This is a genomic window from Streptomyces paradoxus, assembly GCF_014202475.1.
In the GTDB taxonomy this organism is placed as follows: Bacteria; Actinomycetota; Actinomycetes; order Streptomycetales; family Streptomycetaceae; genus Streptomyces; species Streptomyces paradoxus.
In genome coordinates this window covers 306,021-330,996 of sequence record NZ_JACHGV010000007.1, presented here as the reverse complement: position 1 = coordinate 330,996, position 24,976 = coordinate 306,021, and the positions used below count along the sequence as shown (strand labels likewise).

27 protein-coding genes are annotated in these 24,976 nt (G+C 72.1%); 14 read left to right on the top strand and 13 right to left on the bottom strand.

Annotated features, from left to right (window positions below; genetic code table 11):
- Window positions 1–112: 112 nt before the first annotated feature.
- Complete coding sequence (locus HNR57_RS24095; RefSeq protein WP_184562725.1) at window positions 113–628, bottom strand: Lrp/AsnC family transcriptional regulator; 516 nt, start codon at window positions 626–628, stop codon at window positions 113–115.
- A gap of 122 nt (window positions 629–750) precedes the next feature.
- Between HNR57_RS24095 and HNR57_RS24090 the strand changes: the two genes are divergently transcribed.
- Genes HNR57_RS24090 through HNR57_RS24075 form a run of 4 tightly spaced genes read left to right on the top strand, consistent with a single transcriptional unit; the run spans window position 751 to window position 4,802 of the window.
- Window positions 751–1,500, top strand: a complete 750-nt coding sequence (locus tag HNR57_RS24090; protein ID WP_184562724.1) for a LytR/AlgR family response regulator transcription factor — start codon at window positions 751–753, stop codon at window positions 1,498–1,500.
- Window positions 1,501–1,502: 2 nt separating this feature from the next.
- Entirely contained in the window at window positions 1,503–1,865 is a 363-nt protein-coding gene (locus tag HNR57_RS24085; RefSeq protein WP_184563014.1) for a hypothetical protein, read from the top strand.
- A 10-nt stretch (window positions 1,866–1,875) separates the two neighbouring features.
- Window positions 1,876–3,591: a sodium/solute symporter gene (locus HNR57_RS24080; protein WP_184562723.1), complete on the top strand. Its 1,716-nt coding sequence runs from the start codon at window positions 1,876–1,878 to the stop codon at window positions 3,589–3,591.
- Window positions 3,588–4,802 (top strand): sensor histidine kinase, encoded by a 1,215-nt coding sequence (locus HNR57_RS24075; protein ID WP_184562722.1) that lies wholly within the window; start codon window positions 3,588–3,590, stop codon window positions 4,800–4,802. Before HNR57_RS24080 ends, HNR57_RS24075 begins: the two co-directional genes overlap by 4 nt.
- 4 nt (window positions 4,803–4,806) lie before the next feature.
- Here HNR57_RS24075 and HNR57_RS24070 read toward each other — a convergent pair whose 3' ends face one another.
- The 5 genes from HNR57_RS24070 to HNR57_RS24050 form a co-directional block, all read right to left on the bottom strand.
- Window positions 4,807–4,986 (bottom strand): hypothetical protein, encoded by a 180-nt coding sequence (locus HNR57_RS24070; protein ID WP_184562721.1) that lies wholly within the window; start codon window positions 4,984–4,986, stop codon window positions 4,807–4,809.
- An 80-nt stretch (window positions 4,987–5,066) separates the two neighbouring features.
- Entirely contained in the window at window positions 5,067–6,017 is a 951-nt protein-coding gene (locus HNR57_RS24065; RefSeq protein ID WP_184562720.1) for a cytochrome c oxidase assembly protein, read from the bottom strand.
- A 157-nt stretch (window positions 6,018–6,174) separates the two neighbouring features.
- Entirely contained in the window at window positions 6,175–7,200 is a 1,026-nt protein-coding gene (locus tag HNR57_RS24060; protein ID WP_184562719.1) for a 6-phosphofructokinase, read from the bottom strand.
- Between the two features lie 202 nt (window positions 7,201–7,402).
- Window positions 7,403–8,131 (bottom strand): type 1 glutamine amidotransferase, encoded by a 729-nt coding sequence (locus HNR57_RS24055; RefSeq protein ID WP_184562718.1) that lies wholly within the window; start codon window positions 8,129–8,131, stop codon window positions 7,403–7,405.
- Window positions 8,132–8,154: 23 nt separating this feature from the next.
- Entirely contained in the window at window positions 8,155–9,393 is a 1,239-nt protein-coding gene (locus HNR57_RS24050) for a MurT ligase domain-containing protein (protein WP_033307230.1), read from the bottom strand.
- Window positions 9,394–9,551: 158 nt separating this feature from the next.
- Here HNR57_RS24050 and def point away from each other — a divergent pair, with 158 nt between their 5' ends.
- Entirely contained in the window at window positions 9,552–10,091 is a 540-nt protein-coding gene (gene def, locus HNR57_RS24045) for a peptide deformylase (protein WP_184562717.1), read from the top strand.
- A gap of 70 nt (window positions 10,092–10,161) precedes the next feature.
- Here the strand turns inward: def and HNR57_RS24040 are convergent, their stop codons facing one another.
- A complete protein-coding gene (locus HNR57_RS24040) occupies window positions 10,162–10,806 on the bottom strand; it encodes a TetR/AcrR family transcriptional regulator (protein ID WP_184562715.1) in 645 nt (214 codons plus the stop codon).
- Window positions 10,807–10,978: 172 nt separating this feature from the next.
- On the opposite strand from HNR57_RS24040, the gene HNR57_RS24035 reads away from it, so the two are divergent.
- Both HNR57_RS24035 and HNR57_RS24030 read left to right on the top strand, forming a co-directional pair.
- Complete coding sequence (locus tag HNR57_RS24035; RefSeq protein ID WP_033307227.1) at window positions 10,979–12,205, top strand: acyl-CoA dehydrogenase family protein; 1,227 nt, start codon at window positions 10,979–10,981, stop codon at window positions 12,203–12,205.
- Window positions 12,206–12,340: 135 nt separating this feature from the next.
- Complete coding sequence (locus HNR57_RS24030; RefSeq protein ID WP_184562713.1) at window positions 12,341–13,000, top strand: TenA family protein; 660 nt, start codon at window positions 12,341–12,343, stop codon at window positions 12,998–13,000.
- Between the two features lie 10 nt (window positions 13,001–13,010).
- Here the strand turns inward: HNR57_RS24030 and HNR57_RS24025 are convergent, their stop codons facing one another.
- The 4 genes from HNR57_RS24025 to HNR57_RS24010 form a co-directional block, all read right to left on the bottom strand.
- Window positions 13,011–13,247, bottom strand: a complete 237-nt coding sequence (locus HNR57_RS24025) for a DUF6213 family protein (protein WP_033307522.1) — start codon at window positions 13,245–13,247, stop codon at window positions 13,011–13,013.
- Between the two features lie 25 nt (window positions 13,248–13,272).
- Window positions 13,273–14,658 (bottom strand): NADP-dependent succinic semialdehyde dehydrogenase, encoded by a 1,386-nt coding sequence (locus HNR57_RS24020; protein WP_184562711.1) that lies wholly within the window; start codon window positions 14,656–14,658, stop codon window positions 13,273–13,275.
- 76 nt (window positions 14,659–14,734) lie between these two features.
- On the bottom strand, window positions 14,735–15,193 hold the full coding sequence (locus HNR57_RS24015) for an NUDIX hydrolase (protein ID WP_184562709.1): 459 nt from the start codon (window positions 15,191–15,193) through the stop codon (window positions 14,735–14,737).
- Window positions 15,190–16,728 (bottom strand): ATP-dependent DNA ligase, encoded by a 1,539-nt coding sequence (locus tag HNR57_RS24010; RefSeq protein ID WP_184562707.1) that lies wholly within the window; start codon window positions 16,726–16,728, stop codon window positions 15,190–15,192. The genes HNR57_RS24015 and HNR57_RS24010 overlap by 4 nt, the downstream gene beginning before the upstream one ends.
- A gap of 172 nt (window positions 16,729–16,900) precedes the next feature.
- Between HNR57_RS24010 and HNR57_RS24005 the strand changes: the two genes are divergently transcribed.
- The gene (locus HNR57_RS24005) at window positions 16,901–17,341 is read left to right on the top strand and encodes a GNAT family N-acetyltransferase (protein ID WP_184562705.1); all 441 of its coding nucleotides are present in this window, start codon (window positions 16,901–16,903) and stop codon (window positions 17,339–17,341) included.
- A gap of 31 nt (window positions 17,342–17,372) precedes the next feature.
- Here the strand turns inward: HNR57_RS24005 and HNR57_RS24000 are convergent, their stop codons facing one another.
- Window positions 17,373–18,314, bottom strand: coding sequence for an NAD(P)/FAD-dependent oxidoreductase (locus tag HNR57_RS24000; RefSeq protein WP_184562703.1), 942 nt, complete (start codon window positions 18,312–18,314; stop codon window positions 17,373–17,375).
- A gap of 77 nt (window positions 18,315–18,391) precedes the next feature.
- Between HNR57_RS24000 and HNR57_RS23995 the strand changes: the two genes are divergently transcribed.
- From HNR57_RS23995 to HNR57_RS23970, 6 genes are all read left to right on the top strand, one after another.
- Window positions 18,392–18,964 (top strand): helix-turn-helix domain-containing protein, encoded by a 573-nt coding sequence (locus tag HNR57_RS23995; protein WP_184562701.1) that lies wholly within the window; start codon window positions 18,392–18,394, stop codon window positions 18,962–18,964.
- Between the two features lie 119 nt (window positions 18,965–19,083).
- A complete protein-coding gene (locus tag HNR57_RS23990; protein ID WP_184562699.1) occupies window positions 19,084–20,049 on the top strand; it encodes an NADPH:quinone oxidoreductase family protein in 966 nt (321 codons plus the stop codon).
- Entirely contained in the window at window positions 20,046–21,227 is a 1,182-nt protein-coding gene (locus HNR57_RS23985) for an acyl-CoA dehydrogenase family protein (RefSeq protein ID WP_184562697.1), read from the top strand. The genes HNR57_RS23990 and HNR57_RS23985 overlap by 4 nt, the downstream gene beginning before the upstream one ends.
- Window positions 21,224–22,297, top strand: coding sequence for an acyl-CoA dehydrogenase family protein (locus HNR57_RS23980; protein ID WP_184562695.1), 1,074 nt, complete (start codon window positions 21,224–21,226; stop codon window positions 22,295–22,297). The genes HNR57_RS23985 and HNR57_RS23980 overlap by 4 nt, the downstream gene beginning before the upstream one ends.
- Window positions 22,298–22,501: 204 nt before the next feature.
- The gene (locus tag HNR57_RS23975) at window positions 22,502–23,365 is read left to right on the top strand and encodes a phosphatidylinositol-specific phospholipase C/glycerophosphodiester phosphodiesterase family protein (protein WP_184562693.1); all 864 of its coding nucleotides are present in this window, start codon (window positions 22,502–22,504) and stop codon (window positions 23,363–23,365) included.
- Between the two features lie 119 nt (window positions 23,366–23,484).
- The gene (locus tag HNR57_RS23970) at window positions 23,485–23,679 is read left to right on the top strand and encodes a hypothetical protein (protein WP_102912059.1); all 195 of its coding nucleotides are present in this window, start codon (window positions 23,485–23,487) and stop codon (window positions 23,677–23,679) included.
- A 2-nt stretch (window positions 23,680–23,681) separates the two neighbouring features.
- Here HNR57_RS23970 and HNR57_RS23965 read toward each other — a convergent pair whose 3' ends face one another.
- Entirely contained in the window at window positions 23,682–24,914 is a 1,233-nt protein-coding gene (locus HNR57_RS23965; protein WP_184562691.1) for a phosphodiester glycosidase family protein, read from the bottom strand.
- Window positions 24,915–24,976 lie beyond the last annotated feature (62 nt).

The following is a 24,976-nucleotide window of genomic DNA, read 5'->3' as shown; positions in this document are numbered from 1 at the left end:
GCTTCCTCACGGTGTGTGACGGGTGATTGACACAACGGTAGGAACTGGGGGAGGTGCGCGACAAGAAACAATGATTGCGCGTTCGCGCAGGAACGCTGCGTCTTACGCCCGCTCAGCGCACGTCTGCTGCGCCGCCCGGAGCCCGCTCCGGGGCCGGATGGCTCGCCCCCGCCTCCGGGCTCTCCGGCAGCAGATGGGACAGCACCATCACGCTGATCGTCTTCCGGATGAAGGGCTCCTGCCGGATCCGCTCCAGCACCTCCTCGAAGTGCTCCACGTCCCGCGCCCGGACGTGCAGCAGCGCGTCCGCGCCGCCGGTCACGGTCATCGCCGCGGCGATCTCCGGGTAGTCGCGCACGACCTCGGCCAGCCGCCGCGGCGGGGCGGCGCCCTCGCAGTACACCTCGACGTAGGCCTCCGTGCGCCAGCCCAGCGCCGACGGCTTCACCGTCGCCGAGAATCCGGTGATCACACCCGTCTCGCGCAGCCGGTCGACCCGCCGCTTGACCGCCGTGGCCGACAGCCCGATCGCCGTGCCGATCTCGGCGAACGACGTCCTCGCGTTCGCCATCAACGCGGTGATGATCTTCCGGTCGAGTTCGTCGAACGGCGTGGACCTGCTGTTCATGCGGGCACTGTATCCACCGGCACTCCCGCCCGCGCCCGGCCCCGCGCGGGCACCACATGCAGCGCGGGCGTCCACCCCCGGCACATGTCCAGACGTACGGATCACCCCTACACTCCGGGTTCATGCTGCGCGCCCTGGCTGTCGACGACGAACGCCCCTCCCTGGAGGAGCTGCTCTACCTCCTGCACGCCGACCCCCGCATCGGCAGCGCGGAGGGAGCCGGCGACGCGACCGAGGCGCTGCGCCGCATCAACCGCGCCCTGGAGTCCGGCCCCGGCGGGCCCGAGGCCATCGACGTCGTCTTCCTCGACATCCAGATGCCCGGCCTCGACGGCCTCGACCTCGCCCGGCTGCTCACCGGCTTCGCCCGGCCGCCGCTCGTCGTCTTCGTCACCGCCCACGAGGACTTCGCCGTGCAGGCCTTCGACCTCAAGGCCGTCGACTACGTCCTCAAACCGGTCCGCAAGGAGCGCCTCGCCGAAGCCGTCCGCCGGGCCGCCGAGCTGCGCGGCGCCGCCCCGCGCATCCCCGTGCACGAGCCCGACCCGGACCACATACCCGTCGAACTCGGCGGCGTGACCCGCTTCGTCTCCGTCGAGGACATCACCCACGTCGAGGCACAGGGCGACTACGCACGCCTGCACACCGACAAGGGCAGCCATCTGGTGCGCATCCCGCTGTCCACCCTGGAGGAGCGCTGGCGCACCCGCGGCTTCGTCCGCATCCACCGCCGCCACCTCGTCGCCCTGCGCCACATCGGCGAACTCCGCCTCGACGCGGGCACCGTCAGCGTCCTCATCGGCTCCGAGGAGCTCCAGGTCAGCCGGCGCCACACGCGCGAACTGCGCGACCTGCTCATGAGGAGGCCGTGACGGTGCCCCAGGACCACACCGAACGCCGCGTCGTCGTCACCGGCCCGCCCCGGCAGACCCGTCGGACCTCGTCCTCCTACTACCGCCCCCGCACCGAGATCGACGAGCAGACCACCCTCGGCCACACCTACGTCCGCTCCCTGATGCGCACCCAACTGCGCGCCGCCCTCATCGTGTTCGCCGTCCTCGGACTGCTCGTCGGCCCGCTCCCGCTGCTCTTCGCGGCGATGCCAGACGCCCGCCGCCTGGAGTGGGCCGTCCTCGGCTTCGGCCTCTACATCCCCCTGGTCCTGCTCGCCCGCTGGTACGTCCGCCGCGCCGAGCGCAACGAGCGCGACTTCGTACGCCTCGTCGAAGACCGCTGAAGCCCCACCGATGAACTCCAGCTACGCCGTCCCCGCCGTCGCCCTGGTCGTCGTCGCCACGGTCCTGGTGGGCGCCTTCGGCCTGCGCATCTCCCGCACCACCTCCGACTTCTACGTCGCCTCCCGCACCGTCGGACCCCGCCTCAACGCCGCCGCCATCAGCGGCGAGTACCTCTCCGCCGCCTCCTTCCTGGGCATAGCGGGCCTCGTCCTGGTCCAGGGCCCGGACATGCTCTGGTACCCCGTCGGCTACACCGCCGGCTACCTGGTCCTGCTGCTCTTCGTCGCCGCCCCGCTGCGCCGCTCCGGCGCCTACACGCTCCCCGACTTCGCCGAGGCCCGCCTCGCCTCCCAGGCGGTGCGGCGCCTCGCCGGTGCCTTCGTCGTCGGCGTCGGCTGGCTCTACCTGCTGCCCCAGCTGCAGGGCGCAGGACTGACCCTGACCGTGCTGACCGGTGCGCCCGACTGGCTCGGCGGAGTGATCGTCGCCGTCGTCGTGACCGCCACCGTCGCCGCCGGGGGCATGCGCAGCATCACCTTCGTGCAGGCCTTCCAGTACTGGCTGAAGCTCACCGCCCTGCTCGTCCCCGCCCTCTTCCTGGTCCTCACCTGGCAGAGCGACGGAGCACCCCGGCACGCCTTCGACGAACCGGCCACCTTCCGCGAGCAGCGCGTCGTCCGGATCGACGACACCATCGACCTCACCCTCGACCGGCCCCTGAGCGTCACGGTGACCGGCACCGTCGACGGCCGGACCCACACCGGCACCCGCCTGGAACTCCCCGCCGGTACCCATCGCATCGACAGCGGCACCCGCCTCACCTTCGCCGCGGGCGCCCCCGTCCCCCGGGCCGAGCGCAGCGGCGGTGGCGACCTCTCCCCGTCCCAGGCCGAGAGCCGCGAGGAACGCCCGCTGTACGCCACGTACGGGCTGATCCTCGCCACGTTCCTCGGCACCATGGGCCTGCCGCACGTCGTGGTCCGCTTCTACACCAGCCCGCACGGCGTCGCCGCCCGCCGCACCACCGTCGCGGTCCTCGGCCTGATCGGCGCCTTCTACCTCCTGCCCCCGGTCTACGGCGCCCTGGGCCGCCTCTACGCTCCCGAACTGACCCTCACCGGCGACCCGGACGCCGCCGTCCTCCTGCTGCCCGACCGCATGATCGGGGGAGTGGGCGGCGACCTGCTGGGCGCACTGGTCGCCGGGGGCGCCTTCGCCGCGTTCCTGTCCACGGCCTCGGGCCTGACCATGGCGGTCGCGGGCGTCCTCACCCAGGACGTCCTGCCGTCCCGCGGCGTACGGCACTTCCGGCTCGGGACGGTCCTCGCCATGGCCGTGCCCCTCGCGGCGAGCGTCCTGGTCGGCGGGCTGCCGGTCGCCGACGCCGTCGGCCTCGCCTTCGCCGTCTCGGCGTCCTCGTTCTGCCCGCTGCTCGTCCTCGGCATCTGGTGGCGGCGGCTGACCCCGCCCGGCGCCGCCGCCGGGATGCTCGTCGGCGGCGGTTCCGCGCTGCTCGCCGTCGCCGCGACCATGGCGGGCTACCCGGGCGAGGGCGCCGCCCTGCACGCCCTGCTCGCCTGGCCCGCGCTGTGGTCGGTGCCGCTGGGCTTCCTCACCATGATCCTGGTCTCCCTGGCCACGCCCGGCCGGGTCCCGCCCGGCACCGCGGCCGTCCTGGCCCGGTTCCACCTGCCCGAGGAACTGCGCACGGAGGTGACGGCATGAGCGGATTCCTGGCCGGCCTGTGCGTCGCCGTACTGCCGGTACTCGCCCTGGGGGTGTGGCTCGGCCGGCGCACCGCACGCGCCAAGAGCCTGGCCGGCCTCGGCACCCCCGTCGAGCACGCCACCTTCGAGACCCTGCACACCGCCTCCCTCGCCGCGCCCCCGCTGCGGGCCGGCCTGACCGAGGAGACCGCCCGCAAGTCCGCCCGTAAACTGCGCTCCCTGCTCGGCACGGACGCCCTCTGCCTCACCGACCAGCGGCAGGTCCTGGTCTGGGACGGCGACGGCGCCCACCACCGCAGCGAGATCATGGAACGCCTCGCGGGCCCCCTGGAGACCGGCCGCGGCGAAGCCTTCCGGCTCACCTGCGACAGCCTCGACTGCTCGGTGCGCTGGGCGGTCGTCGCCCCGCTCACCGTCGACGACCGGGTGCACGGCGCCCTCGTCGCCTGTGCGCCGCGCGAGTCGGCGGTGCTGGTCCGGGCCGCCGGCGAGGTCGCCCGCTGGGTCTCGGTCCAGCTGGAACTGGCCGATCTCGACCAGTCCCGCACCCGCCTCATCGAGGCCGAGATCAAGGCGCTGCGGGCCCAGATCTCCCCGCACTTCATCTTCAACTCGCTCGCGGTGATCGCCTCGTTCGTCCGCACCGACCCCGAGCGCGCCCGCGAGCTGCTCCTGGAGTTCGCCGACTTCACCCGGTACTCGTTCCGGCGGCACGGCGACTTCACCACGCTCGCCGAGGAACTCCACGCCATCGACCACTACCTGGCGCTCGTGCGGGCACGCTTCGGCGACCGCCTCTCCGTCACTCTCCAGATAGCCCCGGAGGTACTGCCGGTCACCCTGCCCTTCCTGTGCCTGCAGCCGCTCGTCGAGAACGCCGTCAAGCACGGCCTGGAGGGCAAGGCCGTCTCCCCGGGCAAGTGCCACATCCAGATCACCGCACAGGACGCGGGCGCCGAGGCCCTCGTCGTCATCGAGGACGACGGCGCCGGCATGGACCCCGGTCTGCTGCGCCGCATCCTCGCCCGCGAGGTCAGCCCCTCGGGCGGCATCGGCCTCTCCAACGTCGACGACCGGCTCCGCCAGGTCTACGGCGACGACCACGGCCTCGTCATCGAGACCGCCGCGGGCGCGGGCATGAAGATCACCGTCCGGCTCCCGAAGTACCAGCCGGGGGTGCACCCGGCGGGCCGGCTGCCCCGGGAGTGAGCCGTCAGGTGCTGCGCGTGGTCACCACCAGCCCCAGCGTGATCAAACCCAGGACGACCCAGCCGAACCACAGCCAGCCGTTGCTCCCGAGCGCCACCGTGTAGGCCGTCACCACGACCAGCCCCCCCACGGTGAGCACTCCCATGGTCTTCGTCGAGTTGGAACCGTTCGTGGAACCGGGCATCGCAACACCCTCCTCATGGTTCGGTCCCTCCATGGTGCCCGGCGGACGCCCGGCGCGCACGGCCCGTACCGAAGAGGTCTTCAGCGCCCCTGCGCGTTCAGCGAGGCCAGATAGGCGTTGTACGCCTCCAGTTCCTTGTCCCCGTCGCGGTCCGCTGCCCGGTCCGTGCGCCTGGCCTGCCGCTGGTCCGAGGCGTACCACTGGAACAGCAGGGCCACCAGCACCAGCACCGAGGGGATCTCGCTGAACGCCCAGGCGATGCCGCCCGCCGCGTTCTGGTCCGAGAGCGCCTCGATGCCGAGCGATGCGGGCGGGTTCACGAACGTCCCGACCATCGGCTCGGACGCCATCATCAGCGCGATCCCGAAGAACGCGTGGAACGGCATGCCCGCGAACAGCTCCAGCATCCGCATCAGGTAGCCCGGGCGGTGCGGGCCCGGGTCCACGCCCATGATCGGCCAGAAGAACACCAGCCCGACGGCGAGGAAGTGCACCATCATGGCGATGTGCCCCGGCTTGGAGCCCATCAGGGTGTCGAAGAGGGGCGTGAAGTACAGCCCGTACAGGCTCGCGATGAACAGCGGGATCGTGAACGCCGGGTGCGTGATGATCCGCATGTACCGGCTGTGCAGGAACATCAGCAGCAGCTCACGCGGGCCCTTGCGGCCCCGCCCGGCGGTCGGCAGCGCCCGCAGCGCCAGCGTGATCGGCGCCCCGAGCAGGATGAGGATGGGCGACACCATGCTGATGACCATGTGCTGCACCATGTGCACGCTGAACATGACCATGCCGTAGTCGTTCAGCCCGGTGCACATCATGAGCATGATGCTCAGCACGCCCAGGGCGAAGGCGACGGTCCGTCCCACGGGCCACTTGTCCCCGCGGCGGAGGAGCCGCACGACACCCCACCCGTACAGGGCAAGCCCGGCCAGGCAGGCGACGAGAAAGAACGGGTCAGCCGACCACTCCAGCCCTCGTCCCAGCGTGAACGGCGGCAGATCCATGGTCATGCCGTGCCCGCTGTGATCCATTCCGCCGGCTCCTGTTTCGTGGGGGTGTGCAGCAAGTTGTCCGCCCCAAGAGTAGAACCGCCCCCGACCACACCAGTGACCGGGGGCAAGGTTTCAGAGGCGCGGGGAACTGCGCGACCAGCCATACACAACCCGCACCCGGCAAACGAGCACAACCTCAGAGAACGGTCTCCGCCTCGGCATACCGTTCGTCCGGCACCGTCTTCAGCGTCTCCACGGCCTCAGCCAACGGCACCATCACTATGTCCGTGCCCCGCAACGCGGTCATCTGCCCGAACTCACCCCGGTGCACCGCCTCCACCGCATGCCACCCGAACCGCGTGGCGAGCACCCGGTCATAGGCGGTCGGCGTCCCACCCCGCTGCACATGCCCGAGAATGACAGGCCGGGCTTCCTTCCCCAGCCGCCCCTCCAGCTCCACGGACAGCTGCCGGGCGATCCCGGCGAACCGCTCGTGCCCGTAGATGTCCTTGCCGCCCTCGTCGAACTCCATGGTCCCGGCCCGGGGCTTGGCCCCCTCCGCCGCGACGACGATCGCGAACCGCTTGCCCGCCTCGAACCGCTCGCCCACCCGCCGGGTCAGTTCCTCTATGTCGAAGGGCCGCTCGGGGACGACGATGGCGTGCGCGCCGGCCGCCATCCCGGAGTGCAGGGCGATCCAGCCGGTGTGCCGGCCCATGACCTCGACCACCAGGACCCGCTGATGCGATTCGGCGGTGGTCTTCAGCCGGTCCAGGGCCTCGGTCGCGACCCCCACGGCCGTGTCGAAGCCGAAGGTGACGTCCGTGACGGCGATGTCGTTGTCGATGGTCTTCGGCACGCCCACGACGGGCAGACCGCTGTCCGACATCAGCCGGGCGGCCTTGAGGGTGCCCTCGCCGCCGATGGGGATGATCGCGTCGAGGCCGAGCTCCTCGACGTGGCCCTTGGCCCGCTCCACACCGTCCCGCAGGTGCGAGGGCTGGACCCGGGAGGACCCGAGAATCGTGCCGCCGCGGGCGAGGATGCCGCCCACCGCGTCGAGGTCGAGCTTGAGGTAGTCGCACTCCAGGAGGCCCTTCCAGCCGTCCCGGAAGCCGATGACCTCGTCGCCGTGGTCGACGACGGCGCGGTGCACGACGGACCGGATGACGGCGTTCAGGCCGGGGCAGTCGCCGCCGGACGTGAGGACACCAATGCGCATAGCCCGAATACCTTCTCAACGTGGGCCGGGGACCGGACCACGTTGTCCGGCTGGAATCCCCGCCACCCTAGCGGCATCGAGGGGCCGGACCGAAGCACGCGTCCGCCTGCTGGACGACCCCGCTCACCTGTGCGGATGTGCCGTCAGACGGGCTGTTGACCAGCAGGTTGACGCGTACCCCGGGCACGCTGCGGCGCTGTGCCTAGGCGGGCTGCTGAGCAGCGGCGATGCGCTCGTTGCGCAGGGCCTCGTACCAGCGGTCGTCGGTCGGCGGCAGCGCGTTGACGTCGAGGGCCAGCTTCAGCAGCAGGTCCGCGATCAGCGGGTTGCGCGCGAGCACCGGCCCGTGCATGTACGTACCGAAGACGGTGTCGTTGTACGCGCCCTCCGTGCCGTCGCCCGTGCCGTTGCCGTTGCCGAACCGCACCCGGGCGAGCGGGCGGGCCGTGGGGCCCAGGTGGGTGACGCCCTGGTGGTTCTCGAAGCCGGTCAGCGGGGGGAGGCCGAGACGCTGGTCGATGTCGCCCAGCACGTCGCCGACGCACCGAGCGCCCTCGCCGCGCACCGACACCACGTCCAGCAGCCCGAGCCCGGGCTCGCGCTGGCCGAGGTCGTTGATGAACTCGTGGCCGAGGATCTGGTAGCCGGCGCACACGGAGAACACGATGGCGCCGTTCTCCACGGCCCGGGTCAGACCGCCGTCCCGGCGCAGCCGCTCGGCGGCGAGCCGCTGCGGCCGGTCCTCGCCGCCGCCGATCAGGTAGATGTCGCCGGAGGTCGGGATCGGCTGGTCGCTGCGCACGTCCAGCCGGGCCACGTCCAGGCCGCGCTGCTGGGCCCGGCGTTCGACGACGAGGACGTTGCCCTGGTCGCCGTAGGTGCTGAGCAGGTCGGGATAGATCCAGACGATGCGCAGTTGGTTGTCGCTCACAAAAGTCCCCTGACGTCTCGTGCTCAGTTGCCGACGCGGCGGCGCAGGTCCTGGAACGCCGTGTAGTTGGCGATGACCTCGATCCGGCCCGGCGGGCACGCCGCCACCGCCTGGTCGAGGTTCTCGTAGACCTGGAAGTGCTGGTCGGCGACCTCCAGCCGCACCGCCAGGTCCAGCCGCCGGTCGCCGACGACGCAGATCGGGTGGCCGGTCAGGCGCGAGTAGTCGACGTCCCACAGCCAGGAGGTGTCGGTGCCGTCGGCGGAGCGCGCGTTCACCGACAGGATGACCGGGGTGGGCGGCGGGTCGATCAGGGAGAAGGTCTCCAGCCAGCCGGCCGGGTTCTTCGCGAGCAGCAGCCGCAGGTCACGGCCCTGGAACTGGACGACGTCGTAGCGCCCGGCCACCGCCTGAACCTGGTACATGCGCTCCAGCGCGACCTGCGGCGGCACCCCGAACACGGCGGCGACGGCGGCCGAGGAGGCGGCGTTGGCCTTGTTGGCGCGGCCGGGCAGCTGGAGGTGGATCGGCCAGGCCGATCCGTGCGGGTCGAGCACGTGGTCGCCGGAGAGCGCCCAGCTCGGCGTCGGACGGCGGAAGCCGCACTCGCCGCAGAACCAGTCGTCGCCCGGGCGCTGCATCACGCCGCCGCACGACGGGCAGGACCAGGCGTCGTCCTTCCACATCTGCCCTGCGGCGACCCAGATCACGTTGGGGGAGGACGACGCCGCCCACACCACCAGCGGGTCGTCGCAGTTGGCCACGACCACGGCCTTGGAACCCGCGAGTCCCTCCCGCCAGTTCTCGGCGAGCATGCGGGTCTCGGCGGCGCGGTCGAGCTGGTCGCGCGAGAGGTTGAGCAGGGCGATGCACTTCGGGGCGGTGTCCCGGGCGACACCGGCGAGGTACTTCTCGTCGACCTCGATGACGCCGTAGCGGGCGTCCGAGCTGCCGGCGAGGGCCGAGGTGATGCCGGCCGGCATGTTGGCGCCGAGCGCGTTGGAGACGACCGGTCCCGCCGCGCGCAGGGCCTCGGCGATGAGCCGGGTGGTGGTGGTCTTGCCGTTCGTCGCGGAGACCAGGATCACATCCAGGTTCTGGGCGAGCCGGGCGAGGAGGTCGGGGTCGAGTTTCAGCGCGACCCGGCCGCCGATCACCGAACCGCTGCCGCGCCCTGCGGCGCGCGATGCCGCCGCGACCGCCTTGCCCGCGGTCACGGCCAGCTTGGCCCGCGGCGAGAGCGGGTCCGAGTTGCCTGCCATCAGTTCTCGATCCTCCTTGCGTACGCGCCGCGCCTTGAAGCCTGACGGCCACGTGGTGTGGACCTCAGCCTATCGAGATCCATTCGCACTCCCGAACCGCGGCACTGTGGCGAACTCGTGTGGGAGGCGCGGACCGACAGGACCTTACTCTTGCCGCCATGCGACAGAGCCCCATCCCCGGCACCCACGGCCGCGTGAGACCCCTCACCCTGCACGGCGACCCCGTCCTGCACTCGCCCTGCGCGGAGGTCACCGACTTCGGCCCCGAACTGGCCGGGCTCGTCGAGGACTTGTTCGCGACCATGTACGCCGCCCAGGGCGTCGGCCTCGCCGCCAACCAGATCGGCGTGCCCCTGCGGGTCTTCGTCTACGACTGCCCCGACGACGAGGACGTCCGCCATGTGGGCCATGTGATCAACCCCCGCCTGACCGAAACGGACGGTGTGGTGATCCGGGGCCCGGAGGGCTGCCTGTCCCTGCCGGGTCTGGAAGCGGGCACGGAGCGCTACGACCACGCGGTGGTCGAGGGCTTCACGATGACCGGCGACCCGGTCACCGTCCACGGCACGGGCTTCTTCGCCCGCTGCCTGCAACACGAGTGCGATCACTTGGAGGGCCGCATCTACGCGGACCACCTGAGCGGCTGGCGCCACCGCAGGCTGATGCGCCAAGTGGCCGGGGCTTCATGGCGCCGGTGAGGGTATGTCCCTCAGGAGCGCGGGGAACTGCGCGAACAACCCCCCCGGGCGGTCTGCCGAACCACAACGGTCAGAACCCCGGACCCCCGACCCGATCCCCGGCAGCCGCAAGCCGCCCCCACAGCAGATCAGCCAGACTCCGCACCAACTCCGCACGAGAACACGGCCGTTCCCCCAGCCACCAGTCCCCGGCGGCGTGCATCATGCCGACGATCCCATGCCCCCACACCCGCGCCAGCTGCTGCCCGCCCGGCCCGAGATCCAGCCGCTCCTCGATGACCTGAGCCAGCTCCTCGCCCATCCGCCGCAGCAACGGCGCACTGTGCTTGCCGACATCGAAGCCCGAATCCCCCGGCCCGCTCCCCTCCGCCGGATGCATCAGGAAGCGGTACACCTGGGGTCGCGCCTCGATCGCCGCGAGGTAGGTGTCCAGCGTCGCCTCGACCCGCTCGCGCCGGTCCGCCGGCGCGTCCAGCGCCGCCCGCAGCGAGTCCAGCAGCGCGTCCGTGTGCCGCATGGCAAGGGCCGCGTAAAGTCCGCCCTTGTCGCCGAAGTGCCGGTAGAGAATCGGCTTGGTGATGCCGGCTTCCGCCGCGATCGCGTTCATCGAGGCCTGCGGGCCGTCGCGCAGCACCACTCGGTCGGCGGCCTCCAGCAGCTCGCGCCGACGGCGATCGGCGGACCGTTGCTGGTCGGTCCGCTGCGTGGTGTCCATGGTCTCTCCCCACCCGTGCTGTTTCGATAACGCCTGCGCAAACTAACACTGAAGCATGCCCTGGACACCGAAAGGGTGCCGACCGGTCGGTAGGAGTTGACTTCGACTACCGACGGGTAACAGACTGCTGTTACCGCAAGTAACATGCACGTGTGCCGCTGGAGGGGACGACATGGCCGAGTTCACCATGGAGCTCAACGACGAACAGAAGGAGGTCCGGGACTGGCTCCACGGCTTCGCGGCCGACGTGATCCGCCCCGCGGCCGCCGAATGGGACGAGCGTGAGGAGACTCCCTGGCCGGTCATCCAGGAGGCCGCCAAGGTCGGCATCTACTCCCTGGACTTCTACGCCCAGCAGTACTTCGACCCGACCGGCCTCGGCATCCCCATGGCTATGGAGGAACTGTTCTGGGGCGACGCGGGCATAGCCCTGTCCATCGTCGGCACCGGCCTCGCCGCCGTCGGCGTCCTCGCCAACGGCACCGAGGAGCAGATCGGCACCTGGATCCCCCAGATGTACGGCGACGCCAACGATGTCAAGGTCGCCGCGTTCTGCTCCTCCGAGCCCGACGCCGGCTCCGACGTGGCCTCCATGCGCACCCGGGCCGTGTACGACGAGGCCAAGGACGAGTGGGTGCTCAACGGCACCAAGACCTGGGCGACCAACGGCGGCATCGCCAACGTCCACGTCGTGGTCGCGGTCGTCGACCCCGAGCTCGGCTCCAAGGGCCACGCCTCCTTCATCATCCCGCCGGGCACCGAGGGGCTGTCCCAGGGCCAGAAGTTCAAGAAGCACGGCATCCGTGCCTCGCACACCGCCGAGGTCGTCCTCGACAACGTGCGGGTGCCCGGCTCCTGCCTGCTCGGCGGCAAGGAAAAGCTCGACGAGCGGCTCGCCCGCGCCCGGGAGAAGGCCAGGCAGGGCGGGGAGCGTGTGAAGAACGCGGCGATGGCCACGTTCGAGGCCTCGCGCCCCGCCGTCGGCGCCATGGCCGTCGGCACGGCCCGGGCCGCCTACGAGGTCGCCCTCGACTACGCCACCACCCGGGAGCAGTTCGGGCGGCCCATCGTCGACAACCAGGGCGTGGCGTTCCAGCTCGCCGACATGCGCACGTCCATCGACGCGGCCCGGCTCCTCGTCTGGCGGGCCTCCTGGATGGCGGTCAACGGCAAGCCGTTCACCGCCGCCGAGGGCTCGATGTCCAAGCTGTTCGCGAGCGAGACGGCCAAGAAGGTCACGGCCCAGGCGATCCAGATCCTCGGCGGCAACGGCTACACCCGGGAGTACCCGGTCGAGCGCATGCACCGGGACGCGGCCATCTACACCATCTTCGAGGGCACGAGCGAGATCCAGCGCCTGGTGATCGCCCGCACCCTCGCCGGCGTGCCGATCCGCTAGCACTGCCCGAAGGTCATCGTCGGCGTGTCCGTAGGGCTGGCGAACCCGTGCGGGCACGCCGGCTTCGCGCCGGACTGCTTGTGGCGGGGGGCGCCGTGCCAGGCTCGTCCCGACACCTCGACGACGGAGGAAGCGATGACGCACCCGGCCCGGGACCTGTTGCGGACGACCACGGTGGCCCTCGCCCCGGATCCGGACGCCAATCCCTTGGTCCCCCGGATCGCCGCCGGTACGGCACCCCGCGCCGCCCTCGCCGCGCTCGCCCTGGAACAGACCTGGGTGATCCCCGCGGACCGTCGCGCGTTCGAGCACCTGGCCGTCCGGTCCGCAGCGGCCGACCCGGAGGCCGCGGCCTTCTTCACGACCCTCGCGCAGGGCGAGGCGCTGGCGGGCGAGCGCCTGGCCGCCTTCGCCCGGGCGTGCCGCGCGCAGGAGGCGTCGTACGAGCCGCTGCCCGGCTGCCAGGCGTACCCCGCGTACGTGGCCTGGCTGGCGCTCAACGCCGCACCGGCGGACGTGGTCCTGGCGCTGACGGCCAACTTCTCGGCGTGGGGCGGCTATTGCGCGACCATCGCCACCGCGCTGCGCGAGCACTACGGCTTCACCGACGAGGCCTGCGCCTTCTTCGACTTCTTCGCGGAGCCGTCACCCGACCTGGACCGGCTGGCGACGGCAGCCGTGGAGGCGGCCCTGGACGCCGGTCGACTCGACCGGCAACGAGCTCACGCCTACGGCCGCCTGCTGCAGACGTACGAGGCGATGTTCTGGGACGCGCTGAGCGCGACTGCCTCCTAGGGCGCGGGGCTCAGGTCGCGGTCCCACTGCTGTGCGCGATACAGGCCACGTCGATACGATCGGCCAGTTTCGCCAGCTCGATGGCCAACTCGGCAACCGTGTCCTCGTCCAGCCCCGACTCCCCGCCCTCCACCAGCCGCACCCACCGACCCCCCACGGTCCGCAACAGCTTGCTGACATCCGCCGCGGCCACCTGCAAGGTCCCGCGGTCGTCGACGATCAGAGGCAGAGTCACTTCGCGGTTCACAGACGGGATCGTAGCCCCGCAACACTCACGCACCATGCCAAACAGTGGTGATGTTGCAGAACTCCCGGATTCCGTGCCCGGACAGCTCACGCCCGTACCCGGACCGCTTCACACCGCCGAACGGGAATGCCGGATGGGACGCCGTCATGCCGTTGAAGAACACCCCGCCGGCCTCCAGATCCCGTACGAACCGGTCGACCTCGCCCTCGTCCCGCGTCCACACGTTCGAACTCAGCCCGAACGGTGAGTCGTTCGCGATCAGCACGGCTTCGTCCAGGTCGGCCGCCCGGTACAGCGTGGCGACCGGCCCGAATGCCTCCTCCCGGTGGATCCGCATCTCGCGGGTGATGCCGGCGAGGATCGTCGGAGCGTAGTACCAGCCCGGTCCGTCCGGCCGTTCGCCACCGCACAGCACCTGCGCCCCGCTGCGCACCGCGTCGTCCACCAGCTCCTCCAGGTCGCGCCGCCCCTGCTCGCTGGAGAGCGGCCCGACCTCGGTGTCGTCGGCCAGGGGGTCGCCGACCTTCAGCGCCTTCATGCCCTCGGCGAACCGCTCGGCGAAGGCGTCGTAGACGTCCGTGTGCACGATGAACCGCTTGGCGGCGATGCAGGACTGCCCGGTGTTCTGCACCCGTGCGGTCACCGCGACCTTCGCGGCCCGGTCGATGTCGGCGGAGGGCATGACGACGAACGGGTCGCTGCCGCCCAGCTCCAGCACCGTCTTCTTGATCATCTCCCCGGCGGTGGAGGCGACAGCGCGGCCCGCGGGCTCGCTGCCGGTGAGGGTGGCGGCCTTGACCCGCTCGTCGCGCAGGATCTCGTCGACCGCGGCGGAGCCGATCAGCAGGGTCTGGAAGGTGCCCTCGGTGAAGCCCGCACGGTGGAAGAGATCCTCCAGGTAGAGGGCGGTCTGCGGGACGTTCGAGGCGTGCTTGAGCAGGCCCACGTTGCCCGCCATCAGCGCGGGAGCGGCGAAACGGACCACCTGCCACAGCGGGAAGTTCCACGGCATCACCGCGAGCACCGGCCCGAGCGGGCGGTAGCGCACCCGGACGCGTGAGGCTCCGGAGTCCTTCACGTCGGAGTCGGCCGGCTCCTCGTCGGCGAGCAGTTCCTGGGCGTGGTCGGCGTACCAGCGCATCGCCTTGGCGCACTTCGCCGCCTCGGCCCGGGCCTGCTGGATCGGCTTGCCCATCTCGGTGGTCATCACGCGGGCGATGTCCTGCTGGTCCTCTTCGAGGAGGTCGGCGGCCCGGTGCAGCAGCCGGGCGCGCTCGTCGAAGGTCGTCGTCCGGTACGTGCGGAACGTGGCCTCCGCGAGCTGGAGCCGGCGCTCGATCTCCTGCTCGCCCATGGCCTCGTACGTCTTGAGCGTCTCGCCGTTCGCCGGGTTCACCGTTGCGATGGGCATGGCTGACCTCCCTCGGAGCGGGCTGTGTCTCGACCTTCCCGCGCGGCGGAGGGGACCGCAACGCGGGAGCGTCTCCTCAGGCCGAGTGCTCCGCCAGCCGGTCGAGAAACGCCGCCTGCGCCTTGATGATCACCGCGCGGGCCCGGTCGAGGCCGAACCACGCCACCCGGTCCAGTTCGGGGAACTCCTGGAGCTGCCCGGAGCGCGGCGGCCACTCCATCCGGAACGTACCGGGCACGATCGACGCCGGGTCGAGATCCGCCCGGACCGCCCAGGCCGTGACGATCTTGCCGTTGGTCTGCCGGACCTCGCCGAGGTCGATGGCCTCGCCGTCGGGCGGGGGCAGCCCCAGTTCCTCCCGGAACTCGCGCCGGGCGGCCTCCCAGGCGGGCTCGTCCGGCTCGTACTCGCCCTTGGGGACGGTCCACGCCCCGGCGTCGCGGCGGGCGAAGAACGGGCCGCCCATGTGCCCGAGCAGCACTTCGAGGCCGTTGTCCGTGGGGTGGAAGAGCAGCAGACCCGCACTGCGCTTCACGGCTTCACCTCCGGATGGGCGGCCAGCAGCGTCTCGACCGTGTCGGCGTCCTCCGGGCGCTTGTCCTCCCGGTAGCGGACCACCCGGGCGAAGCGGAGGGTCACGCCGGCCGGGTAACGGGTGGAGCGCTGCAGTCCGTCGTAGGCGATCTCGACGACGAGTTCCGGGCGGACGGTCACCACATAGTCGTCGGTCTCGACGGCGAGCTGCTGGAGGCGTTCGGTCTGCCAGGTGAGCATCGCGTCGGTCATGCCCTTGAAGGTCTTGCCGAGCATGGCGAGGCCGCCGTCGGCGGTGCGGGCGCCCAGGTGGAGGTTGGAGAGCTTGCCGGTGCGGCGGCCGTGGCCCCACTCGGCGGCCAGCACGACCAGGTCGAGGGTGTGGACGGGCTTGACCTTCAGCCAGGAGGCGCCGCGCCGCCCCGCGCTGTAGGCGGCGTCGAGCGCCTTGGCGACGACGCCCTCGTGGCCGCGTTTCAGGGTCTCGGCGAGGAACTCCTCCGCCGCGGGCGTGTCGTCCGGCCCGGACACCAGTGTGCGCCGCACCCGCATCGGCTCGGGCACCAGACGGGCCAGCTCCGCGTGCCGCTCCGCGAAGGACAGGTCGAGCAGGTCGCGGCCGTCGACCGACAGCGCGTCGAAGAAGACGGGGGAGACCGGCACCGCGCGGGCGGCCGTCGCCACGTCCGTTCGGGAGCCCACACGGCCGGCGGTCTCCTGGAACGAGCGGGGGCGCCCGCCCTCGTCGAAGGAGATCACCTCGCCGTCCAGGATGAACCGCTCGCCCCGCAACTCCAGTGCGGCGGCTGTCACTTCGGGCAGGCGGTCGGTGATGTCGTCGAGGGTGCGGGTGTAGAGCCGCACGGTGTCGCCGTCGCGGTGCACCTGGACGCGGATGCCGTCCAGCTTCTCCTCCACCGCGCAGGCGCCCAGCTTGCCGACCGCCTCGGCCACCGAGGAGGCGCTGTGCGCCAGCATCGGCAAGACCGGGCGGCCGACCGTGAGGCGGAAGCGGTCCAGGGCGCCGGGGCCGTCCGCGAGCAGCGCCTCGGCCACCGTCTGGAGGGAACCCGCGAGCATCACGGCCCGCCGTACGTCGGCGGGCGGTGTCCCGGTCGCCTGGGCCAGTCCCTCGACCGCCACCGCGTCCAGGGCGCCCTGCCGGACCTCGCCGGTGAGCAGGCCGAGCAGGAACCGCTGCTCGGTCTCGGTGGCCGCGCCCATCAACTCCGCGACCTGCCGGGCCCGTTCCGCCTGGGAGCCCGGGCCGGACACCGTGGCGAGTTCCGCGAGGCGGGCGTCCACGTCCCGTACGGTCAGGCCCGGCTCGGCGGCCGGTTCGACCGGCCGGCTCAGTACCTTCCATCCGACGCCGATCCGGCCCTGCGGCAGCCGTCCCGCGAGGTACGGGATGACGATGGGCACGTCCTCCGGCTCGGCGTCCCGGAACAGCTCCGCGAGCAGAGCCGTCTTCCGGGACCGCGCCGAGGTGGCGGCGACCTCCTGGGACACTCGGGCGAGCCGGTGCAGCAGCATGCAGCCATGGTGCACCTCGGGCAGGGCCTCTACACCTGGGCGACGGGGTGCGTCGGGCAGGCCGCCGTCGCGACACGGATGCAGCCTTCGCGCGACACCGGCGGCCACGGCGCCCGGGCGGCGCGGCACAAACCGATTGACGGGCGCGGCGTACCCGGGTTCTTCTGCTGCGATGTCCGAACTCCGCATCCTCCAGCCCGACGACGACGGCGCGCTCAGGGACTGGCAGCACGTCCACAACACGGTCATTCCCACGCACCAGCTCTCGATGGACGACGTGCGCGACCGTGTGGAGCGCCATCACCTGGAAGTCGCGTACCTCGGTGACGTGCTCGTGGGCTGCAGCACCGTACGCCCTCCGGCGGACGGCACCGCGACGGCCACGGTGATCGCCCGCGTGCTCGGCCCCCACCGCGGGCGGGGATACGGCGGGGAGCTCTACGAGCGCGGTCTGGCCCGGGCACGGGAGTCGGGAGCCAGGGTGATCGAGACGGTGGTCCTGGCCTCGAACGAGGACGGGCTGCGGTTCGCCCGCAAGCACGGCTTCGTCGAGATCGAGCGGTACCTGCTGCCGGGCGACACCGTCCCCTACGTCGATCTGCGTCTCTCCTGACCTGGGCCGTGGGCCGGTGAGCGGCACGTGGTCACGCGGGGCTCTGCCGCCGCACTGCCGCGTCGAGATCCGTCATCAGCAGGTCCCCGACGATCGCGGACGCCGCCCGGTACCCGCCGCTCGCCGCGTGCACGACCTGCTCGGCGAAGCCGACGGCGTTGCCCGCGGCCCACACGCCGGGCACGGTCGTCAGGCCGGTCGCGTCGACCACCGGATACGCGCCGAACGGCGTCTCGTGCAGCTCGGCGCCGAGCCGCTCCAGGAGACCGGTCTGCGGTACGGCCCGCGGGGCGGTGAACAGCACCGAGCGGGCGTGCGTCGTACCGTCCGTGAGCCGGACGCCGGTGAGCCGGTCGTCCTCGGTCACCAGCTCCGCCACCTCCCCGGGCACCACGTCCACGCCGGCCGCGGCGAGCCGGCGCAGGTCCTCGTCGGACAGCTCCGCCTCGGCGACGGTGTGCAGGAAGAACCGCACGTCCTTCGACCACTGGGACACCATCAGCGCCTGGTGCACGCTCGCCGGACTCGTGGCCAGCACCCCGAACGGCTGGTCGCGCACCTCCCAGCCGTGGCAGAAGGGGCAGTGCAGCACGTCCCGGCCGAACCGCTCGGCGACCCCGGGGACCGCGGGCAGCTCGTCCTTCAGGCCCGTGGCCACGACCAGCCGCCGGGCCCGCACGGTCCGGCCGCCGGCCGACACCACGGTGAAGTCCTCGCCGCTCTCCACCGCCACCACCCGGTCCCGCACGAGCTCCACGCCGTAGCGCGCGATCTCCTCCCGGCCGACGGCCAGGAAATCGGCGGGCGGCACGCCGTCCCGGGACAGGTAGCCCTGCATGTGCGCGGCCGGCGCGTTGCGCGGCTCACCCGCGTCGATCACCAGCGTGCGGTGCCGGGCGCGCCCCAGCACCAGCGCGGCGGACAGGCCCGCCGCGCCCCCGCCGATGACGACCACTGCGTACTTCTCGGTCATGTGACCACCTCCGCTGCCGAGCGTCGCCCCGGCCCTGCGGGATTGACAAACGTCGTTGCCGAAACTGCAATACGGCCATGACGACGGACGAGGTACTCGCGGGCGTTGGCCCCCGGCTGCGGCAGATGCGCAAGGACCGGGAGGTGACCCTGGCGGCGCTCTCCGAGACCACCGGCATCTCCGTCAGCACCCTCTCGCGGCTGGAGTCCGGACTGCGTAAACCCAGTCTGGAACTGCTGCTGCCGATCGCGCGCGCCCACCAGGTGGCGCTGGACGAGCTGGTCGGCGCCCCGCCGGCCGGCGATCCGCGCGTGCGGTCCAAGCCGATCGTGATGGGCGGCCGTACCCACTGGCCGCTCACCCGCCAGCCCGGCGGCCTGCAGGCCTTCAAGGTCCTCGAACCGAAGCGCAGCCAGGAGCCCGATCCCCGCACGCACGAGGGCTACGAGTGGCTGTACGTGCTGTCCGGGAAGCTGCGCCTGGTGCTGGGCGAGCACGACGTGGTGCTCACGGCGGGGGAGGCCGCCGAGTTCGACACCCGGGTACCGCACTGGTTCGGGTCGACGGGGGAGGGGCCGGTGGAGTTCCTCAGCCTGTTCGGGCCACAGGGCGAGCGGATGCACGTGCGGGCCCGGCCCAAGGGTGCGTGACGCGCCGCTCGAACCTCTGCGTGGGACTTTGCCCGGAGACTGTTCCCTGATGGGCAAGCGACCGCTTAGTATGCGAACCGACCCCGGTCAGACACAGCAGTCCCCCGTGGAGGCCCCGCATGCAGGCATGGCAAGTGCACGAGAACGGCGAGCCGGGCGAGGTGATGCGGCTCCAGGACGTGGAACCGCCCACCCCCGGTGACGGCCAGGTCCTGCTGAAGGTGCGTGCGGCCAACATCAACTTCCCGGACGCCCTGCTCTGCCGCGGTCAATACCAGGTCAGGCCGCCGTTGCCGTTCACGCCGGGGGTGGAGATCTGCGGCGAGACCGAGGACGGCCGCCGGGTGATCGCCAACCCGGCGCTGCCGCACGGCGGCTTCGCCGAGTACGCCGTCGCGGACGCCGCCGCGCTGCTGCCCGCGCCGGACGCCCTGGACGACGCCGAGGCCGCGGCCCTGCACATCGGCTACCAGACCGGCTGGTTCGGTCTGCACCGCCGGGCCGGTCTGGAGGCCGGCGAGACCCTGCTCGTCCACGCTGCCGCTGGAGGGGTCGGCAGCGCGGCCGTGCAGCTCGGGAAGGCCGCCGGCGCCACCGTCATCGGTGTCGTCGGCGGCTCCGGGAAGGCGGCCGTCGCCCGCGAACTGGGCTGTGACGTCGTGATCGACCGCCGCTCCGAGGACGTCGTCGCGGCCGTCAAGGAGGCCACCGGCGGCCGGGGCGCCGACGTGATCTACGACCCGGTCGGCGGCGAGGCCTACACGCAGTCCGCCAAGGTCGTCGCCTTCGAGGGGCGCATCGTGGTCGTCGGCTTCGCCGGCGGCACCATCCCCAGCCCGGCCCTGAACCACGCCCTGGTGAAGAACTACTCGATCCTCGGCCTGCACTGGGGCCTGTACAACACCAAGAACCCCAAGCTGGTCCAGCACTGCCACGAGCAGCTCACCGACCTGGCCGCCCGGGGCGCGATCAAGCCGCTGGTGAGCGAGCGCGTGCCGCTCGGCGGCGCGGCCGGCGCCGTGCAGAAGGTGGCGGACGGCCTGACCACCGGCCGGATCGCGGTCGTCATGGAGGAGGCAGCATGACCGGCGCCGAGGAACTGCGCAGCCGCACCCGGGAGTTGCTGGCCTCCCACCCGCCGGCCTCCACCGACCGCCTGGACTTCCTGCGGGCCCGCTTCGACGCCGGACTCGCTTGGGTGCACTATCCGGAGGGCCTCGGCGGACTCGGCGTTCCCCGCTCCCTCCAGGCCGTCGTGGACGCCGAGCTGGAGGCCGCCGGGGCGCCCGACAACGACCCGCGGCGCATCGGCATCGGCCTCGGCATGGCCGCGCCGACGATCCTCCAGTACGGCACCGAGGAGCAGAAGCGGCGGTTCCTCAGGCCGCTGTGGACGGGAGAGGAGGTCTGGTGCCAGCTGTTCAGCGAGCCGGGCGCCGGATCCGACCTCGCCGCCCTGGGCACCCGGGCCGTGCGCGAAGGTGATGATTGGGTCGTCAACGGGCAGAAGGTGTGGACGTCCAGCGCCCATGTGGCCCGCTGGGCGATCCTGATCGCCCGCACCGACCCGGACGTGCCCAAGCACCGGGGCATCACGTACTTCGTGTGCGACATGACCGACCCGGGCGTCGAGGTGCGGCCGCTGCGGCAGGTCACCGGCGAGGCCGAGTTCAACGAGGTGTTCCTCACGGGCGTCCGCATCCCCGACGCACGCCGTCTCGGCGAGATCGGCGACGGCTGGAAGGTCGCCCAGACCACGCTCAACAACGAGCGCGTGGCCATCGGCGGCATGCGGCTGCCCCGCGAGGGCGGCATGATCGGCCCAGTCTCCAAGACCTGGCGTGAGCGGCCCGAACTGCGCACCCACGACCTGCACCAGCGGCTGCTGAAGCTGTGGGTGGAGTCCGAGGTCTCCCGCCTCACCGCCGAGCGGCTGCGCCAGCAGCTCGTCGCGGGCCAGCCCGGCCCCGAGGGCGCCGGCATGAAGCTGGCCTTCGCCCGCCTCAACCAGGAGATCAGCGGCCTGGAGGTGGAACTCCTCGGCGAGGAGGGCCTGCTGTACGACGACTGGACCATGCGGCGCCCGGAGCTGGTCGACTTCACCGGCCGTGAGGCGGGCTACCGCTACCTGCGCTCCAAGGGCAACAGCATCGAGGGCGGGACCAGCGAGGTCCTGCTGAACATCGTCGCCGAGCGCGTCCTCGGCCTGCCCCCCGAGCCACGCACCGACAAGGACGTCGCCTGGAAGGACCTCGCCCGATGAGCGACCTGTTGTACTCGGAAGAGGAAGAGGCGCTGCGCGCCGCCGTCCGCGACCTGCTCACCGACCACTGCGACGCCCCCGGCGTCATCGCCCGCACCGAATCGGGCACCCCGCACCACCTGGCCCTGTGGAAGGCCCTCACCGACGGCATGGGCCTCGCCGGCCTGCTGGTGCCCGAGGAACTCGACGGCCAGGGCGCCACGCACCGCGAAGCCGCCGTCGTGCTGGAGGAACTGGGTCGCGCGGTCGCACCCGTGCCGTACCTGACTAGCGCGGTCGTGGCCACCGAGGCCCTGCTGGCCTGCGGCACCGACGACCTCCTGCGCGACCTCGCGACCGGCACGACGATCGGCGCCCTCGCGGTCGCCCTCAACGTCGCGCCGGGCGCCGCGTACCGGGTCGTCCGGCACGAGGACGGGCTGCTGCACGGCGAACTGACCGGCATCGCGGACGCGGCCGTGGCCGACGTGCTGCTCGTGCCGGCCGACGACGGCGGTCTGTACGCCGTCGACGCCACCACCGCGACCGTCACGCCCCAGACCTCCCTGGACCTGACCCGGCCGCTCGCGACCGTCACCCTCGACGGAGTGCCGGGCCGGCTGCTGGGCGACGCCGAACCCGCCGTACGCCGAGCCCTGCGCGCCGGCGCCGGGCTGCTCGCCTCCGAGCAGTTCGGGCTGGCCGAGTGGACGCTCACGGAGACCGTCCGCTACCTGAAGGAACGCAAGCAGTTCAACCGGCCCGTCGGCGGCTTCCAGGCGATCAAGCACCGGCTGGCCCAGCTGTGGCTGGAGGTCGTCAACACCCGTGCGGCCGCCCGCAACGCCGCCGACGCCCTGGCGAACGGCGACGACGTGGACATGGCCGTCACCGTCGCCCAGGCCTACGCGGCACCCGTGGCCGTGCACGCCGCCGAGGCAGCCCTGCAACTGCACGGCGGCATCGGCATGACGTGGGAGCACCCCGTGCATCTCTACCTCAAGCGCGCCAAGGCCGACTCGATCGCCTACGGCACGGCGGGCGCCCACCGGGAGGCACTGGCCGCGCTGGCCGACCTCCGGGCGCCCTGACGCCCATCCGGCCGACGCCGCCGAACGGCCGGGGATATCCCGGAAAGGCCCGTCCCACCAGGGGCGGGCCTTTCCGCACGCCCGGTCCACTGAAGTGAACGCGTGGCGGCGGTCCGGCCAACTCCGTTCACAGGCCTGCTCCTTGAGCCGTCGGGACCCCATACTCGCAGGGTTCCCCGTACGGCATCTCCAGGGAGGCAGAGCATGGCCCTCACCACCCGTCGCACGGCCCTCACCACCCTCGGCGCGGCCCTCGCGGGCTCGATCGCCCTCCCCGCCGCCCCCGTACCGGCCGGCGAACGCACGCACGGGCCCCGCCCGTTGTGGCGTGCCCACGCCCACAACGACTACGAGCACCCGCGCCCGCTGCTCGACGCCCTCGACCACCGCTTCGGCAGCGTCGAGGCCGACATCCACCTCGTGGGCGACCAGCTCCTCGTCGCCCACGACCCGCAGGACCTCGACCCCTCCCGCACCCTGGAGTCCCTCTACCTCGACCCGCTCGCCGCCCGCGTCCGCGCCAACCACGGCACGGTGTACCGGGGTTACCGGGGCTCGCTGCAACTGCTCATCGACATCAAGACCGAGGGCTCCTCGACGTACCGCGAACTCGACCGCCACCTCAGGCGCTACCGGCACCTGTTCACGACGTACGTCCACGGCCGCGTCCGCCGCGGCCCGGTCACCGCCGTGATCTCCGGTGACCGCGCGGCCCGCGCGCCGATGGAGGCCCAGACCGTCCGGCGCGCCTTCTACGACGGCCGCCTCGCCGACCTCGGCAGCCCGGCCCCGGCCTCCTTCATCCCGCTGATCAGCGACAACTGGACACTCAACTTCACCTGGCAGGGTGTCGGCGCCTTTCCGGACGCCGAGCGGCACAAGCTGCGGGGCATCACCAGGGCCGCCCACAAGCGCGGGCAGAAAGTGCGGTTCTGGGCGACCCCGGATCTGCCCGGGCCCGCCCGCGACGCGCTCTGGGGCGAACTGCTCGCCGCCGGCGTCGACCACCTCAACACTGACGACCTCGCCGGACTGGAGGCGTTCCTCGACGCTCGGCGGGCGGTCTAGGGCGCCAGGACACCACACGTTCGGCGGACAGCTCAGCCGCCCGGACGAACCCTCCGCTACGCCACACTTGCGGCCGAACGCCGTGAACCGGACATGGCGGCGTGGCGGAGGAGTTGACGATGGCCATTTCCATCTCTGTGGTGCTGCTGCTCGTGATCCTTGCGGTGATCTTCCTGCGCAACGGCGGGCTGAAGGTCTCCCACGCGCTGGTCTGCCTGCTGCTCGGCTTCTATCTGGCCGGCACCAGCATCGCGCCCACCATCCACAGCGGCATCACGGCGACGGCCGAGATCGTCAGCGGACTGCGGCCCTGACGTCACCTCGAGAACACGCCGATACCGTTCGGGACGGGGCGTTCGGCCCCGCCGCTGGGGTGGTTGCGCACGGACACCGCGCTCGCGCCCGGCTGCCGTGCGACCAGGGTCGACGACCCGCCGCCGTCCAGGCTGAAGGCGTCCTCCGCGCCCAGCTTCCGCATGGTTCCGGCGACTTCGGCGATCGTCAGGCCGCTGCGGTAGGCGGCGGCGCCGTCCAGTGCGAGCAGCAGCACCCGCCGCCCGCCGTCGGCGATCCCCACGGCGGTACGGACGGCCGACGTCGTGTCGTCGAGCCCCGGCAGCGGCTGCCCGCCGGAGAGCACCGGGTAGCCGCCGACGGCGAGCCGGCAGGCGACACCGTCCGCCGCGGCCACGAGGCCGTGCTCGACCTCGACCGGTTCACCGGTGGAGAACTTGCGCAGCTGCTGGGCGCCCGCCTCCCGGCCGACCAGCACGGTGGTCCCCGCGGCGATGGGACCGCTGCCCGGGGTGTCGGCGGCCGAGACGACCTTGCCGTCGCGGACCGTCACCTCGTAGGTGTCCGTGCTGCACGGAGCGGCACGGTCGGTGTCCGTGCCACAGGTGGCGCGCACCCGGGAGACGCTGCCCCACTCTGAGGTGAACGCACCGACCGAACCCACCGGCAGCGCGTACTGGTTGAGCCCGCCGAGAGGCAGCTGCGCCTCGGCCGTCCGGACCGAACCCCTGAGCGTCAGCCGGTCCAGCCGCGCCCGCCTGTCCGTACCGACGCCGAACACGTCCTCGGTGGTCGTGCCGGGCGGCAGCGCCGGCCCGAAACGCTGGCCGTTCGGCACGGCCGCCTTGAGCGTCCGCCCGGCCGCGATCGCCGGACCCACACTCGCGCCGGTCGCCTCGACACCCGGATGCTGCGTCTCGGTGATGTTGAAGAAGTCACCGTTGACACCGGCCACCGCGCCCTGGCTGTTCGCCATCGCCGAGACCCGCCCCCGTGCGGCCACCGCCCCCGGGTACAGCAGATCGACCCGTACCTTCGGGTGGCCCAGGTCGACCCTCAGTACATGGGCGTGCGTCACCCCCTTGGCCGCCTTGATGTCGAACTCCTCGTACCTCACGCCCGGGGCGACCCGTACGCCCTTCTGGACGGCGCCGGCCGGAGCCGCCCCCGCCAGGGACGCACCGGTCAGCGCGCCGAACGCCGTGAGAAACGCCAGAACCGCTCTGCCCGCACCCCGTCGCCTGCGACCTGCCACCGTGCCCCCTGATGCCTCGTCAACTGTCGGGACTCTCAGGGGCAGTGCACCAGACCGCGGGG

Coding starts and splice junctions, on each gene's coding strand:
- HNR57_RS24095 (WP_184562725.1), bottom strand. CDS start 628: ATGAACAGCAGGTCCACGCCGTTCGACGAACTCGACCGGAAGATCATC.
- HNR57_RS24090 (WP_184562724.1), top strand. CDS start 751: ATGCTGCGCGCCCTGGCTGTCGACGACGAACGCCCCTCCCTGGAGGAG.
- HNR57_RS24080 (WP_184562723.1), top strand. CDS start 1,876: ATGAACTCCAGCTACGCCGTCCCCGCCGTCGCCCTGGTCGTCGTCGCC.
- HNR57_RS24075 (WP_184562722.1), top strand. CDS start 3,588: ATGAGCGGATTCCTGGCCGGCCTGTGCGTCGCCGTACTGCCGGTACTC.
- HNR57_RS24070 (WP_184562721.1), bottom strand. CDS start 4,986: ATGCCCGGTTCCACGAACGGTTCCAACTCGACGAAGACCATGGGAGTG.
- HNR57_RS24065 (WP_184562720.1), bottom strand. CDS start 6,017: ATGGATCACAGCGGGCACGGCATGACCATGGATCTGCCGCCGTTCACG.
- HNR57_RS24060 (WP_184562719.1), bottom strand. CDS start 7,200: ATGCGCATTGGTGTCCTCACGTCCGGCGGCGACTGCCCCGGCCTGAAC.
- HNR57_RS24050 (WP_033307230.1), bottom strand. CDS start 9,393: ATGGCAGGCAACTCGGACCCGCTCTCGCCGCGGGCCAAGCTGGCCGTG.
- def (WP_184562717.1), top strand. CDS start 9,552: ATGCGACAGAGCCCCATCCCCGGCACCCACGGCCGCGTGAGACCCCTC.
- HNR57_RS24040 (WP_184562715.1), bottom strand. CDS start 10,806: ATGGACACCACGCAGCGGACCGACCAGCAACGGTCCGCCGATCGCCGT.
- HNR57_RS24035 (WP_033307227.1), top strand. CDS start 10,979: ATGGCCGAGTTCACCATGGAGCTCAACGACGAACAGAAGGAGGTCCGG.
- HNR57_RS24030 (WP_184562713.1), top strand. CDS start 12,341: ATGACGCACCCGGCCCGGGACCTGTTGCGGACGACCACGGTGGCCCTC.
- HNR57_RS24020 (WP_184562711.1), bottom strand. CDS start 14,658: ATGCCCATCGCAACGGTGAACCCGGCGAACGGCGAGACGCTCAAGACG.
- HNR57_RS24010 (WP_184562707.1), bottom strand. CDS start 16,728: ATGCTGCTGCACCGGCTCGCCCGAGTGTCCCAGGAGGTCGCCGCCACC.
- HNR57_RS24005 (WP_184562705.1), top strand. CDS start 16,901: ATGTCCGAACTCCGCATCCTCCAGCCCGACGACGACGGCGCGCTCAGG.
- HNR57_RS24000 (WP_184562703.1), bottom strand. CDS start 18,314: ATGACCGAGAAGTACGCAGTGGTCGTCATCGGCGGGGGCGCGGCGGGC.
- HNR57_RS23995 (WP_184562701.1), top strand. CDS start 18,392: ATGACGACGGACGAGGTACTCGCGGGCGTTGGCCCCCGGCTGCGGCAG.
- HNR57_RS23990 (WP_184562699.1), top strand. CDS start 19,084: ATGCAGGCATGGCAAGTGCACGAGAACGGCGAGCCGGGCGAGGTGATG.
- HNR57_RS23985 (WP_184562697.1), top strand. CDS start 20,046: ATGACCGGCGCCGAGGAACTGCGCAGCCGCACCCGGGAGTTGCTGGCC.
- HNR57_RS23980 (WP_184562695.1), top strand. CDS start 21,224: ATGAGCGACCTGTTGTACTCGGAAGAGGAAGAGGCGCTGCGCGCCGCC.
- HNR57_RS23975 (WP_184562693.1), top strand. CDS start 22,502: ATGGCCCTCACCACCCGTCGCACGGCCCTCACCACCCTCGGCGCGGCC.
- HNR57_RS23970 (WP_102912059.1), top strand. CDS start 23,485: ATGGCCATTTCCATCTCTGTGGTGCTGCTGCTCGTGATCCTTGCGGTG.